Here is a 14,339-nt window from a genome sequence, read left to right as displayed (position 1 = left end):
CCGTCAGGTGGGTTCGTTAAGAATCAAACTCCGATAATGCCCCGGATTAGACCCCGACCACTTGCGAAACGCCTTGTAGAACGAGCTGGTATCGGCAAATCCCAAGCGGGTGGCGATTTCGGTGAAGCTGATGGCAGGCTCCGCCAGCCAGACGATCGCCAGTTCCTTGCGCACACTGTCCTTGAGCCCCTGATACGTCTGGCCCTCTTCAGCCAGGCGCCTACGCAGGGTCGAGGCCGACATGCATAGTTGCTGCGCCAGTGCCTCGGTTTCCGGCCAGTGTTCGGCGGGCAGTTGCCGCAGATCGTGTTTGATCCGGCTGGCCAGGCTCTCGGGATCGCGGTACTTGACCAGAATGTTCGCCGGCGCATGGGCGAGGAATCGCTTCAGTTCTTCAGGGCTGCGCTTGATCGGCAAATCCAGGCAGTCAGCCGAGAAAATCATCCGCGTGCGCGGCCGGTCGAACCGCAGGTTCTCGGAGAACATCACCCGGTAGTCATCACAAAAATCCGGTGCAGGGCAACGCAACTCGATGGCCAGGATCGGTATCCGCCGCCCCGCCAGCCAGCAGGCCACGCCGTGTACGATCATCCAGTAAGTGAAATAGGTGAAGGCGCGGCGCGGGTCTTCGTCGTCCTCCAGCAGGACGATTTCCGCCAGGCTTTGCTGACGAACCAATTGCGCGGGCATGCGCTCAAGCATCAACGACAGAAAGCTCAACCCCGAGGTCAGCCCGGCGGTCAGGCTTGGCTGAACCATCGAGCAGCGACACAGGAACTCCAGACTGCCGGACTTGAGTTTGCGCGGGTCCATGCCAAAAAACTCATCGTCCCCGCGCCGGGCCAACAAGCGCCACAGCCTTGCATAAGCAGTGGCCGGAACGCGGGCGTCGGTGGTTTCCAGCAGCACAGGATCGATGCCGACCTTGTTCAACACCTCTTCGGTGGCAGCGCCCGGGGCGCAACTTTGCAACAGCGCTTCACGCACCAGTTGAATGGAGATGGTGTCTTTTTCCGACATTGACCGTGACGAGCCTTGTTCTTGTTTGAGTGGTGAGCATATTAGCGCAGCCACCCGCCCGGCGCAGAGCCCTGTGGGCCGCCTAGATCCCTGTGGGAGCGAGCCTGCTCGCGATGGCATTTGCGCAGTCGCCCACACCTGCCCCGCCGCGCTAAGCCCTACAAAATCCGATACAACAACCGCTCGATCCGTACCCGGCTCACACGCTTGAGAAACTTGGCCACTCCCGCCGGATAATCCGGCAGCGTTTCCAGATCCTGATACCGCTCGATGCGGCGGGTGTGCTGGAAAATCTCCGCCAGCTCATTGCCACGCGGCTCCAGCAATTCACCTTTCGGATCATCAATCAGCAACGCGTTTTCCAGGTCGAGACGGAATGCACGCGGGTTGAGGTTGTTGCCGGTCAGCAAGGTGTAGCGCTGATCGATCCACATCCCCTTCAGGTGATAGGTGTTGTCGCCATCCTTCCACAAATGCAGGTTCAGCTTGCCACTGTCGATGCTGCGCTGATGACGCTTGGCGAAGCGCCGCAGGCTGATCTCGTAAAGGTATGGCAGTGCCGCGATTACCTTGAACGGCTCGCTCGGCGGGATGTAGAAATCGTTGGCGGTTTTGTCGCCGACGATGATGTCGATCTTCACCCCCCGCGCCAGCGCCCGATTGATTTCCCGGGTCACCGCCAGCGGCAGGTTGAAGTACGGCGTGCAGATGGTCAGCTGATGTTGCGCACTGGCGATCAGCTCGCAAATCACCCGACTCAACGGGTTGTTCTTGCCCACACCGAGCAAGGGGCTGACGGATAAACCGCCCTTCGCCGTGCTGCCCGCCGTGGTGTCGTATGCCGCGTGCTTGAGACGGCTGCGCAAGTCACCGATGTCGTTACGCAGGCTGCGGGTGGTCGGCAGGTTCGGCAGGTCGAGGCGATGCACCGCTTTGGAGGCGATCAGACCGTGCTGAATCAAATGCTGCATCGAATCGGCCAGTGCTTGATTCTGCAGCAGGTGATAACGGTCGAAGCGGTACTTGTCGAATTTGTGCAGGTAAACGTTGTTCAGGCTCGCGCCGCTGTAGAGCACGCAATCGTCGATCACGAAACCCTTCAAATGCAGCACGCCGAACAGCTCGCGGGTCTGCACCGGCACGCCGTACACCGGCACAACGCTTTCGTGGGTGCGGGTCGTTTCCTGATACCAGGCCGCGTTGCCCGGCTGCTTGCCGGCACCAATCAAACCGCGCTGGGCGCGCAACCAGTCCACGACTACTACCACGTCCAGTTCCGGGCGCGCCAGTTTGGCGGCGTGCAGGGCATCGAGGATTTCCTGCCCGGCCTCATCCTGTTGCAGGTACAGCGCGACGATATAGATGCGCCGGGTTGCCTGAGCGATTTGTTCCAGCAGGCAACGACGGAACTCGGCGGCGCCAGAGAGGATGGTGACGGCATCGGCGGTCAGCGGAAAACTGCGCAGTTTAGGCAGCAGAGAGCGTTTGAAAAGCGACGGCATAGGGCTCGCAAAGGGTCGAATCCGAAGAACCCGAGAGCTTACACCATGGATTGCCTTGGGTCTTGTTAGTGTCTGTAAAGACCCTATCGCGAGCAGGCTCGCTCCCACAGGGGAATGCATTCCAAATGTGGAAGCGAGCCTGCTCGCGATGGCAATTTCATAGGCGCCAAAAATAATTGCTTGACCAAGGAGAACGACCATTCTACTGTTAGCCACATGAACGAAATCACTAGCAACGACACACGCGACATCATTCTGGATGTCACTGAAAAGTTGATCTACAAAAGTGGCATCGCTGCCACCGGCATGGATCTTCTGGTGAAAACCGCCGGCGTTTCCAGAAAAAGTATTTACCGCTACTTCGCCAACAAGGAGGAGCTTACCGTCGCGGCCCTGCAACGCCGTGATGTGCGCTGGATGCATTGGTACCGAACGGAAGTCGGCAAGGCACAAACCCCGGCCGAGCGGCTGCTCAACCTGTTTACCGTGCTCAAGACCTGGTTCGCCTCCGAAGGCTTTCGCGGGTGCGCATTCATTAACACCAGCGGCGAAACCGGCGATGCGCAAGACCCGGTTCGCCTGGTCGCCAAAGACCACAAACAGAAACTGCTCGACTACGTGTGCGAGCTCTGTACCGAACATGGCGCAACAGACCCGGAGACGCTGGCCAAACAGCTGCTGATCCTGATCGACGGTGCCATTACCGTAGCGCTTGTGATGGGTGATCACAGTGCCGCCGATAATGCGCAATGCATGGCGCGAAAGTTATTGGACCTGTAACACTCTTTAATAAGCCCGACAACTTGCTAGAACGTTAATTTGATAGGGAGACTTAATATGTCTACTGCCGAAGTTCGTCCGCCATTGCCGCCGTTTACCCGTGAATCGGCCATCGAAAAAGTTCGCCTGGCCGAAGATGGCTGGAACTCCCGCGACCCGGAACGGGTGTCCCTGGCCTACACCCTGGACACCCAATGGCGTAACCGCGCCGAGTTCGCTCACAACCGCGAAGAAGCCAAAAATTTTCTGGCCCGTAAATGGGCCAAGGAACTGGACTACCGGCTGATCAAGGAACTCTGGGCCCATGGCGACAACCGTATCGCTGTGCGTTATGCCTACGAATGGCATGACGATTCGGGTAACTGGTTCCGCTCCTACGGTAACGAGAACTGGGAGTTCGACGAGAACGGCTTGATGTTCAACCGTTACGCCTGCATCAACGACATGCCGATCAAGGAAAGCGACCGCAAGTTCCACTGGCCGCTTGGCCGCCGGCCGGATGATCACCCTGGCTTGTCCGATCTGGGCCTGTAACTTCACCGAGTTCCCATGTGGGAGCGGGCTTGCCCGCGATGGCGGTGTCACAGACAACTTACTTGTTGAATGTGAAACCGACCTGGGCCTGTGAACAAAAAACCCTGTAGGAGCTGCCGAAGGCTGCGATCTTTTGACTTTGCTTCTTAAAATCAAAAGATCGCAGCCTTCGGCAGCTCCTACAAATGCATTGCTCCAGACCGGTCGCCGCAGCGTTTGGATATGAGTAAGATACCGGCCTTCCCCGCAGCCCATCTTCTGCGCCCTGCCGAATAAGCCCATTTCATGCCATTCGAACTCAGCGTTGACCTCACCACCCTGGCCGTTCTGGCTCTCGTCGCTTTCATCGCCGGTTTCATCGACGCCATCGCTGGCGGTGGCGGTCTGTTGACCACCCCGGCGCTGCTGACCGCCGGCCTGCCGCCGCACCTGGTGCTGGGCACCAACAAACTCAGTTCGACCTTCGGCTCGGCCACCGCCAGTTTCACTTTCTACCGGCGCAAACTGTTTCATCCACGACAATGGATGCACGCCATTGCCGGCACGCTGGTGGGCGCACTCACCGGTGCTGTGGTCGCTCATTACCTGCCGGCGGAATGGCTGAACAAGATGCTGCCGGTGATCGTTTTCGCCTGCGGTCTGTACCTGTTGTTCGGCGGCACACCAAAGGCGCCGCTGGACAGCGACGCACCGATCAAGAAGAAGTGGCAATCGAGCCAGGGCTTCAGTCTTGGTTTCTACGACGGCGTCGCCGGCCCGGGAACGGGTGCATTCTGGACCGTCAGCAGCCTGCTGCTCTACCCCATCGACCTGGTCAAAGCCAGCGGCGTGGCACGCAGCATGAACTTCGTCAGCAACATCGCAGCGCTGTCGGTGTTCATATTTTCCGGGCAGGTGGACTGGATCATCGGCCTGAGCATGGGCCTGTCGGTGATGGTCGGCGCCTTCTTCGGCGCGCGCACCGCCATCAGCGGCGGTGCGAAATTCATTCGCCCGGTGTTCATCACCGTGGTGCTCGGCTTGACCGTCCGGTTAGCCTGGCAGCACTGGTTCAGCGTGGCCTAAGCGCCGCGCCACATAGACATCGATGAGGTAACGGGCAATCGAGCGTGACGCCGGCAATGGCGGCAGCTCGTGCACGTTGAACCACTGGGCGTCTTCGATCTCATCTTCCTGACAGAAAATCTCGCCCCCGGCGTACTCGGCGTGAAAACCGAGCATCATCGAATGCGGGAACGGCCAGCATTGACTGCCCATGTACTGGATGTTCTTGACCTCGATCTGCACCTCTTCGCGGACCTCGCGAATCAGGCAGTCCTCGGCCGACTCACCCGGCTCGGCAAACCCCGCCAACGTACTGTAGACCCCGGCGACAAAACGCGGCGAACGAGCCAGCAGAACCTCGTCGCCACGGGTCACCAGCACGATCATGCTCGGTGAAATGCGCGGATAGTGGCGTATATCACACGGCTCACAGTACATCGCCCGCTCACGCGGCACCTGGCTCATCACCTGCCCGCAATTGCCACAAAAACGATGTTCACGGGCCCAGGTACCGATTTGCGCGGCGTAGCCGAGAACCTTGTAGACAGTGTGATCACCCTCAAGCATGAACGCTCGCAGGCCTTTCCAGTTGCAGCCCGGTACTTCGCTGTGACTGCGCAGCTCCAGCAGGTAGACCGGTTCGCCATCCAGGTGACCGATGCCATGCTCGGCGAGAATCGACAGGTCCTGACGCTTGAGCCATTCCCGTGGAAACAGCGCGCCATTGTCATCGAACAAAAAGCCTTCGGGGCTGCGCGCCACGGCCCAGCCGCCGGGTTGATCGGTGTCCAGTACTGCGGTGGTCCAGCGTGAAATCATGGTTAATCAATCCAGAAATTCGGGTTTCTGTTTGCTCATATGGGCGGCCATGGCCACGCGCAGATCGGTGGATTGCACCATGGCAGCGTTCCAGGTGGCGACGTATTCGAGGCCATCGTCGATGCGATGGTCGCGCATGTAGCTGATCATCTCTTTGGTACCGGTGACGGCAATCGGCGACTTGCCGGCGATTTCACGGGCAATGCCCATCACGCCTTCAAGCAGGCTGGCGGCATTGCTGTAGACGCGATTGACCAGGCCAATGTTGCGCGCTTCGTCGGCGCCAAAGGTGCGACCAGTGTAAGCCAGTTCACGCAGCATGCCGTCACCGATTATCCGTGGCAAGCGTTGCAAAGTGCCAACATCGGCTGCCATGCCGATGTCGATTTCCTTGATGGAAAATTGCGCATCCTCGGCGGCGTAACGCATGTCGCAGGCTGAAATCAGGTCGATGGCGCCGCCCAGGCAATAACCCTGAATCGCCGCCAGCACCGGTTTGCGGCAGTTGTCGACGGCATTGAAGGACGCTTGCAGCGTGAGGATCGTTCGTCGTAGCAGCCGTGCATTGCGGCTGACGTCCTTGCCCAACTCGTTGAGCATACCGGCCATCATCACCAGGTCGATGCCCGAAGAAAAATGCTTGCCGGCGCCACTGAGTACCACCACCCGGACTTCATCGGTATCGTCGATCCACCGGAAAATCTCGATGATCTCGCTCCAGAACGCGGCGTTCATCGAATTGATCTTTTCCGGGCGATTGATTTGCACATGGGCGATGTTATCGGCCAGTTCGACGCTGAAGGCGGTGTATTGAGACATGGCACTGATCCTTTACCGGGGCAGAAATGAGGCCCGAACTATAACAAGGCATTAGTGCCGACAGTAAGGCAGCGGTTCGGCCAAATGCGGGACTGGTTTCAGGTTCTTTAGCGTCTGGGCTGACCTCATCGCGAGCGGGCTCGCTCCCACATTGGATCCTGGGCGTTCACAAATCCCCTGTGGGAGTGAGCCTGCTCGCGATTGGCCGCACCACCGAAATTAATGAGAAACCGGCTTAGCACACGAGCAAACTTGTCACTATGCTTGCACCGGACTTTCCAAGGAGGAACCCGCCCATGCCAATCTCTTCACGAGCAGCCCTGCTGGTTATCGACGTACAGAACGACTTCATTCCCGGTGGTCAACTGCCGGTGCCGGAGGGCGACCTGATCGTGCCCTTGATCAACCAGCTCGGGCGCCGGTTCAAGCAGGTCATCATTGCCCAGGACTGGCATCCGCCCGGCCATGCCTCATTCGCTTCCAGCCACCCGGGGCGCAAACCTTACGACGTGATTCAGTTGCCTTACGGTGAACAAACGCTTTGGCCTGAGCATTGCGTACGGGCCACACCCGGCGCCGAGTTCCACGCGGGACTGGACCTGCCCCACGCCCAACTGATCATTCGCAAGGGCTGCAATCCGGACATCGACAGCTATTCGGCGTTTCTGGAGGCGGATCGAACCACCACCACAGGCTTGGCCGGGTATCTGAAAGAGCGCGGCATCGACACGGTTTACATGGTCGGGCTGGCACTGGATTTCTGCGTGATGTTTTCTGCGCTGGATGCGCGGACGGCGGGGTTCAATGCGTTTGTGGTGAAGGATGCGTGTCGGGCGATTGATCTGGAGGGATCGCTGGCGGCGGCAATTGAGCGGATGCAGGTGGCTGGGGTCGGGTTGATTCCATCAACCGAAATACTCGGCACTTGCGGCGAATGATCCCCTGTGGCGAGGGGGCTTGCCCCCCGTTGGATCGCGAAGCGGCCCCGCTCTCTGTAGGAGCTGCCGAAGGCTGCGATCTTTTGATCTTGTTCTTTTAAAAGCAAGATCAAAAGATCGCAGCCTTCGGCAGCTCCTACCTTTGGATCGCGTAAAACCGCTAACGCGAATCGTCTGAAAGAGGACCTTTAAACCGGAGTCGGTAACCACAACCGAAACCGCGCGCCCCCCAGCGGCGAAGCTTGCGCGGTGAGTGTGCCGCTCTGTGCTTCCAGCGCCCGGCGGCTGATTGCCAGGCCCAGACCAAACCCGCCAGTGGCGCGATCCCGGCTGCGGTCCAGCCGATAAAACGGCTCGAAAACCCGCTCCCGCTCTTCTTCCGGAATGCCGATGCCATCGTCATCCACCCAGATCTCACAGCCCTTGGGGCACACCTGCACGCCGATCTGAATCCGTTTTTCGCAGTACCGCATGGCGTTGCGCAGCAGGTTCTGGATCGCCCGGGCGGTCAAGCGCGGGTCCAGTGAGAAGCGTTCGAGCTGGCCGTTAAGCAGCACATCGATCACGATTTGCGGTGACTCAAGTTCTTCATCGACGCTGCCCAAAATGCTGTCGATGAACTCATCCAGCGACACATCGACCTGTTCCGGCAGCTGCCCCGGGTTTTGCAAACGGCTGTAAGACAGCAATTCCAGCACCAGCTCATCCAGTTCACGAATGTGCGCGACCAGGCCTTGCAGACGTTCACGGCTGGTGGGCGGCAAGTCGTCAGACAGCGCCAGGGCCAGGCCGAAATCCAGCCGCGTCAGTGGCGTGCGCAACTCATGGGACACGGCGTTGAGCAGATCGCGCTGTTGGTTGAGCAAGTTTTCGATGTCGCCGGCCATGGTGTCGAACACGTGGGCCAGGCTACCGATGTTGGAGCTGGAGGAAATCTGCGTGCGCTCGCTCAAGTGGCCCTTGCCGAAGCGTTCGGCGGTGCCTTTGAGGCGTTCCAGATCGCGCCAGTGCGGGCGCAACCACAGCAACAGACAGGCAAGCATGGTCGCGCCGATCAGCACGTTGATGCTCCAGTACAACCAACTGACGTCCGTCGGGTCCGGCGGCACGACCATCTTCACGACCAGTTGCTCGTTCAACGGCGCCACGGCCAAGGTGCGCCAGCCCCAATCGCCGATGCGCACGACGTTTTCCCCACGCTGCAAGCGCGCACGTTCATCCGGAGTAAATTCGGCGTCATCGTTACGGGCCAGCACAATGTCCAGCGGCTGGAATTCCTTGTCCATCTCAGCTGCCAGCGCTGGCCACTGCTCTGAAGGCACGGCGCGAAACTGCTTGGCAATCAGCGTTTGCAAACCTCGGGAATAATCGAGGTTGTAGGTGACAAAACGCTCATGGAAAACCTGGATTACCAGGTCCGGCACCAGGTAGATCGCTGCGCTGAACGAGACAATGGTCACCAGATAGAGGCGAAACAGGATTCTGAACATCGACTCAGCATTCCCATTCAGAGCGGCTGAACAGGTAGCCCTTGCCCCACACGGTCTTGATCTTGCGCGCCTCGCCAGCGTGGTCGTCGAACTTGCGCCGCAACTTGGAGATCGCGACGTCCACCGAGCGGTCGGTGCCGTTGAACTCGATACCGCGCAAGCGTTGCAGAATCTGGTCGCGGCTCAGTACTTCGCCGGCATGCCGGGCCAGCACCACCAGCAAGTTGTATTCACCGCTGGACAGCTCGACCAGTTGCTCGCGCCAGGTCACCGTGCGCTCGGACAGGTCGATGCACAGATTGCCCATCAGAATACGGTCGTTAGCGGTCATCGGTTCGCTGAGGCTGCTGCGGCGCAACAAGGTCCGCACCCGGGCCAGCAACACCCGTGGTTCGCAAGGTTTGGTGACGTAATCGTCGGCCCCCATTTCCAGGCCCAACACTTGATCGTGGCTGTCATCGCGGGCGGTGAGCATCAGGATCGGCAAAGTCGCCGAATCGGCTCGCAGCAAGCGGCAGACCTGCAAACCGTCGAGCCCCGGCAGCATCAGGTCGAGAATCACCAGGTCTGGGGGATTGAGCCGCGCCCGTTCGCGCACATGATCGCCACGGCTGATCACGCTGACGCAATAGCCGTTGCGTTCCAGGTAGCTGGCAATCAGTTCGGAGAGCGCAGAGTCGTCTTCGACCAGGAGGATGTTGGGCATGGGTGTTTCCAGAAAGTGCAGTGGCGCCGGATAAATCGTCATCGCGAGCCGGCTCGCTCCCACAAGGAGTTTCATGTGGACACAAATTCTGTGAACACTACCGGACCACTGTGGGAGCGAGCCTGCTCGCGATAGCGATTTACCAGGCGCAAAGGAATCAAGCCGCCAAGGATATACGCCCTCACGCCTGCGCGAGCAAAACCCTTACACAATTTCACACAGCACCTACAAAGCTTCACCGCTACCCTCGTCGGCCCCCCGTAGGATACGGGGGTCAATATTGGGGTACCTACATGTCAAAGAATCTGCTTGCCCGGCTCAGCCTGATTGCACTGGCATTGACGCTGAGCGCTTGTGACCAGTCCTCGACCGCCGAAGAACAGGCGCCGCTGGCCACCGTGCGGGTTGAAACCGTCGAAGCCCGGCCGCTGTCGATCAGCAGCGAGCTGAGCGGGCGGATTGTCGCGCCACGCATCGCCGAAGTGCGCGCCCGAGTCGCCGGCGTGGTGTTGCAGCAGGCCTTCCGTGAAGGCAGCGACGTAAAAAAAGGCGACGTTCTCTTCCGTATCGACCCGGCGCCGTTCAAGGCCGACCTGGACAGCGCCGAAGCCGCACTGCGCAAGGCCCAGGCCAATGCATTCCAGGCCAGATTGCAAGAACAGCGCTACGCCCAGTTGATCGAAGGCAACGCCATCAGCGGTCAGGATTATGACAACGCCCGGGCCAATGCCCGGCAGACCGCCGCCGATGTCGCCGCCAACAAAGCCGCCGTGGAGCGGGCGAAACTGAACCTGGGTTACGCCACCGTCATCGCGCCTATTTCCGGACGCATCGGCCGCGCACTGGTGACCGAAGGCGCGCTGGTCGGGCAGAACGAAACCACGCCGCTGGCACTGATTCAGCAGTTGAACCCGATCCACGCTGACCTGACGCAATCGACCCGTGAACTCAATGACCTGCGCCGGGCGTTCCGTTCCGGCCAGTTAAAAGAAGTGGGCCAGGGTCAGGCCAAAGCCACTTTGATTCAGGACGACGGCAGCCTCTACCCGCTGCCGGGCAAGTTGCTGTTCACCGACATCACCGTCGACCCGGGCACCGGCCAGATCATCCTGCGCAGCGAGTTCCCCAATCCGGACCTCGACTTGTTGCCGGGCAGCTTCGTGCGCGTGCGCCTGGAGCAAGCGTTCAATCAGCAAGGCATCAGCGTGCCGCAACGGGCCATCCAGCGTGACAGTGCCGGCATCGCCCAAGTGCTGCTGCTCGATGCCGAACAGCGGGTCGGCCAGCAACCGGTCGAACTGGGCGCAGTGCAGAACGATCGCTGGATCGTCACCAACGGTCTCAAACCCGGCGACCGCATTGTCACCGAAGGCCTGCAACATGCGCGCCCCGGTGAAAAAGTCCAGATCGATGACACCCCTCTTCCCCTTGCCCAGGTTTCTGGTCAGTAAGCAGGACGCTTTTTATGCCGCAGTTCTTTATCGACCGCCCGGTGTTCGCCTGGGTGATCGCCTTGTTCATCCTGCTGGCCGGTGCGTTGGCCATTGTGCAGTTGCCGGTGGCGCAGTACCCGAACGTTGCGCCGCCGAAAGTCGAAATCTATGCCACCTACCCCGGCGCATCGGCGCAGACCGTGGACGAAAGCGTGGTCAGCCTGATCGAGGAAGAACTCAACGGCGCCGACCATCTGCTGTATTTCGAATCCCAGAGCAGCCTCGGCAGTGCCACCATCACCGCGACTTTCCAACCAGGCACTGACCCGGAAATGGCGCAGGTCGACGTGCAAAACCGCCTCAAAGTAGTCGAGTCGCGCTTGCCGCAAGCGGTGACTCAGCAAGGCTTGCAGGTTGAGAAAGTCTCCGCCGGTTTCCTGCTGCTGATCACCCTTACCTCCAGCGATGGCAAGCTCGACGATGTGGCGCTCAGCGATTACCTGGCGCGCAACGTGATGAACGAGATCAAGCGTCTGGACGGCGTCGGCAAGGCTCAGTTGTACGGTGCCGAACGGGCGATGCGGATCTGGATCGATCCGCGCAAGCTGATCGGTTTCAACCTGACCCCGGCCGATGTCAACGCCGCCATCGCTGCGCAAAACGCTCAGGTTTCCGCGGGCAGCATCGGCGACTTGCCAACCCGCACCACCCAGGAAATCACCGCGACCATTCTGGTCAAAGGCCAGCTGTCGACACCTGAAGAATTCGCCGACATCGTCCTCAAGGCCAATCCTGACGGCTCCACGGTGCGCATCGGCGATGTGGCGCGGGTCGAGATCGGCAGTCAGGAATATCAATTCTCCACGCGCCTGAACGGCAAACCGTCGACCGCCGTCAGCGTGCAACTGTCGCCAGGCGCCAATGCCCTGAGCACCGCGACGCTGGTGCGGGCGAAGATGGATGAACTGGCGCGCTACTTCCCGGCCGGCGTCGAATACAAGATTCCGTACGACACTTCGCCCTTCGTCAAAGTCTCGATTACCAAGGTGGTCTACACCCTCATCGAGGCGATGGTGCTGGTGTTTGCGGTGATGTTCCTGTTCCTGCAAAACATCCGCTACACGCTGATCCCGACCCTGGTGGTGCCGGTGACGCTGATGGGCACTTTCGCGACCATGCTCGCACTGGGCTTCTCGATCAACGTGCTGACCATGTTCGGCATGGTGTTGGCCATCGGCATTCTGGTGGACGACGCCATTGTGGTGGTGGAGAACGTCGAGCGGATCATGGCCACCGAAGGCCTGTCGCCCAAGGACGCGACGCGCAAGGCGATGAAGCAGATCACCGGAGCGATCATCGGCATTACCCTGGTGCTGGTGGCGGTGTTCATTCCGATGGCGTTCATGCAGGGCTCGGTCGGGGTGATTTACCAGCAGTTCTCGCTCTCCATGGCCACGTCGATTCTGTTCTCGGCATTCCTCGCCCTGACCTTGACTCCGGCCCTGTGCGCGACACTGCTCAAGCCGATTGCCCAGGGCGAACATCACGCCAAGGGCGGCTTCTTCGGCTGGTTCAACCGGCGCTTCGAACAACTGACCGAGCGTTATCAGGGTTGGGTCGCCTATGCACTGAAACGCACCGGGCGTTATCTGTTGATTTACGGCGTGCTGCTGATCGGTCTGGGGCTGTGCTTCAGTCGTCTGCCCTCCTCGTTCCTGCCGGTGGAAGACCAGGGTTACACCATCACCGACATTCAACTTCCACCCGGCGCGAGCAAGAATCGCACGGTGCAGGTGGTCGAGCAGATCGAAGCACACAACGCCACCGAACCGGGCGTCGGCGACAGCACGGTGATTCTCGGTTTCAGCTTCTCCGGCAGCGGGCAGAACGCCGCACTGGCGTTCACTACGCTCAAGGATTGGTCGGATCGGGGCAGTGACGACTCGGCGAGTTCGATTGCCGACCGCGCCAACATCGCACTCAGTCAGATCAAGGATGCCATGGCCTTTGCGGTCCTGCCGCCGCCGGTCGACGGCCTCGGCACTTCCAGCGGTTTCGAGTTCCGCCTGCAAGACCGTGGCGGCCTTGGCCATGCCACGCTGATGCAGGCGCGCAGCCAATTGTTGGCCGCCGCCGAGAAGAGCCCGGTCCTGATGAACGTGCGCGAAAGCGCTCTGGCCGAAGCGCCGCAGGTGCAACTGGAAGTCGACCGCAAGCAAGCCAACGCCCTGGGCATTTCGTTTGCCGACATCGGCAACGTGCTGTCCACCGCCGTCGGGTCGGCCTACATCAACGACTTTCCCAATCAGGGACGGATGCAGCGAGTGGTGGTCCAGGCTGAAGGCGATCAGCGCAGTCAGGTCGACGACCTGCTGAAGATTCACGTGCGTAACAACGGCGAGAACATGGTGCCGTTGTCGGCTTTCGTTCGGGCCAACTGGACCCAGGGCCCGGCGCAATTAACCCGTTACAACGGCTACCCGGCCATCAGCATTTCCGGCGAACCGGCGCCCGGCTACAGCACCGGCGAAGCCATGGCGGAAATCGAGCGATTGGTGGCGCAAGGGCCGGCGGGATTAGGGCAGGAATGGACCGGGCTGTCGTTGCAGGAACGTTTGTCCGGCAGTCAGGCACCGATTCTGCTAGGGCTGTCGTTGCTGATCGTGTTCCTGTGCCTGGCGGCGCTGTACGAGAGTTGGTCGATTCCGACCTCGGTGTTGCTGGTGGTGCCGCTGGGAGTGCTCGGTGCGGTACTGGCCGTGACCCTGCGTGGGATGCCCAACGATGTGTTCTTCAAGGTCGGGCTGATCACCATCATTGGCCTGTCGGCGAAGAACGCGATCCTGATCATCGAATTCGCCAAGAGCCTGTACGACGAAGGCCACGACCTGATCGACGCCACCCTGCAAGCCGCGCGTTTGCGCCTGCGGCCGATTGTCATGACGTCACTGGCATTCATCCTTGGCGTGGTGCCATTGGCGATTGCCACCGGGGCCAGCTCGGCGAGCCAGCAAGCCATCGGCACCGGGGTGATTGGCGGGATGATCACCGCGACCCTGGCTGTGGTGTTTGTCCCGGTGTTTTTTGTGGTGGTGATGAAACTGGTGCGCAAACGGCACAAAAACATGTAAGCCACAACACATCCCCTGTAGGAGCGAGGCTTGTCCGCGAAGGCGGTGCGTCAGTCGATATTAATGTTGAATGTGACGGCCTCTTCGCGGGCAAGCCTCGCTCCTACAAGGGATTATCGTTGT

General features: G+C 60.1%; 12 protein-coding genes. 6 read left to right on the top strand and 6 right to left on the bottom strand.

The features are described from left to right. Positions 1 to 3 precede the first annotated feature (3 nt). Together ACZ89R_RS01395 and pssA are read right to left on the bottom strand one after the other, a co-directional pair. Entirely contained in the window at positions 4 to 1,020 is a 1,017-nt protein-coding gene (locus ACZ89R_RS01395; protein ID WP_429546992.1) for an AraC family transcriptional regulator, read from the bottom strand. A gap of 158 nt (positions 1,021 to 1,178) precedes the next feature. Next, entirely contained in the window at positions 1,179 to 2,522 is a 1,344-nt protein-coding gene (gene pssA / locus ACZ89R_RS01390) for a CDP-diacylglycerol--serine O-phosphatidyltransferase (protein WP_429546993.1), read from the bottom strand. Between the two features lie 216 nt (positions 2,523 to 2,738). On the opposite strand from pssA, the gene ACZ89R_RS01385 reads away from it, so the two are divergent. The 3 genes from ACZ89R_RS01385 (at position 2,739) to ACZ89R_RS01375 (ending at position 4,901) form a co-directional block, all read left to right on the top strand. Beyond that, on the top strand, positions 2,739 to 3,302 hold the full coding sequence (locus ACZ89R_RS01385) for a TetR/AcrR family transcriptional regulator (RefSeq protein ID WP_427624682.1): 564 nt from the start codon (positions 2,739 to 2,741) through the stop codon (positions 3,300 to 3,302). A 57-nt stretch (positions 3,303 to 3,359) separates the two neighbouring features. Next, the gene (locus tag ACZ89R_RS01380; protein ID WP_123497029.1) at positions 3,360 to 3,836 is read left to right on the top strand and encodes a nuclear transport factor 2 family protein; all 477 of its coding nucleotides are present in this window, start codon (positions 3,360 to 3,362) and stop codon (positions 3,834 to 3,836) included. Between the two features lie 285 nt (positions 3,837 to 4,121). Continuing rightward, complete coding sequence (locus tag ACZ89R_RS01375; RefSeq protein ID WP_429546994.1) at positions 4,122 to 4,901, top strand: TSUP family transporter; 780 nt, start codon at positions 4,122 to 4,124, stop codon at positions 4,899 to 4,901. Here the strand turns inward: ACZ89R_RS01375 and nudC are convergent. Continuing rightward, the gene (gene nudC, locus ACZ89R_RS01370; protein ID WP_429546995.1) at positions 4,869 to 5,699 is read right to left on the bottom strand and encodes an NAD(+) diphosphatase; all 831 of its coding nucleotides are present in this window, start codon (positions 5,697 to 5,699) and stop codon (positions 4,869 to 4,871) included. The genes ACZ89R_RS01375 and nudC overlap by 33 nt on opposite strands. A gap of 6 nt (positions 5,700 to 5,705) precedes the next feature. After that, positions 5,706 to 6,518, bottom strand: coding sequence for a crotonase/enoyl-CoA hydratase family protein (locus ACZ89R_RS01365; RefSeq protein ID WP_429546996.1), 813 nt, complete (start codon positions 6,516 to 6,518; stop codon positions 5,706 to 5,708). Between the two features lie 296 nt (positions 6,519 to 6,814). On the opposite strand from ACZ89R_RS01365, the gene pncA reads away from it, so the two are divergent. After that, positions 6,815 to 7,456, top strand: a complete 642-nt coding sequence (pncA, locus tag ACZ89R_RS01360) for a bifunctional nicotinamidase/pyrazinamidase (RefSeq protein WP_429546997.1) — start codon at positions 6,815 to 6,817, stop codon at positions 7,454 to 7,456. Between the two features lie 188 nt (positions 7,457 to 7,644). On the opposite strand, the gene ACZ89R_RS01355 is transcribed toward pncA, so the two are convergent. Both ACZ89R_RS01355 and ACZ89R_RS01350 read right to left on the bottom strand, forming a co-directional pair. Continuing rightward, positions 7,645 to 8,946 carry an ATP-binding protein gene (locus tag ACZ89R_RS01355; RefSeq protein ID WP_429546998.1) on the bottom strand — a complete coding sequence of 434 codons (1,302 nt, stop codon included), beginning with the start codon at positions 8,944 to 8,946 and terminating at the stop codon, positions 7,645 to 7,647. 4 nt (positions 8,947 to 8,950) lie between these two features. Next, positions 8,951 to 9,652: a response regulator gene (locus tag ACZ89R_RS01350; RefSeq protein WP_007900125.1), complete on the bottom strand. Its 702-nt coding sequence runs from the start codon at positions 9,650 to 9,652 to the stop codon at positions 8,951 to 8,953. 293 nt (positions 9,653 to 9,945) lie between these two features. On the opposite strand from ACZ89R_RS01350, the gene ACZ89R_RS01345 reads away from it, so the two are divergent. Both ACZ89R_RS01345 and ACZ89R_RS01340 read left to right on the top strand, forming a co-directional pair. Continuing rightward, positions 9,946 to 11,103, top strand: coding sequence for an efflux RND transporter periplasmic adaptor subunit (locus ACZ89R_RS01345; protein WP_476241463.1), 1,158 nt, complete (start codon positions 9,946 to 9,948; stop codon positions 11,101 to 11,103). 14 nt (positions 11,104 to 11,117) lie between these two features. Continuing rightward, on the top strand, positions 11,118 to 14,216 hold the full coding sequence (locus ACZ89R_RS01340; protein ID WP_429547000.1) for a multidrug efflux RND transporter permease subunit: 3,099 nt from the start codon (positions 11,118 to 11,120) through the stop codon (positions 14,214 to 14,216). The last annotated feature ends 123 nt before the right edge of the window (positions 14,217 to 14,339 follow it).

The sequence above is a fragment of the Pseudomonas sp. TE3728 genome (assembly GCF_056279145.1).
Note: the sequence above shows the minus strand (reverse complement) of the source record. Positions and strands in the feature narration are given on the sequence as shown.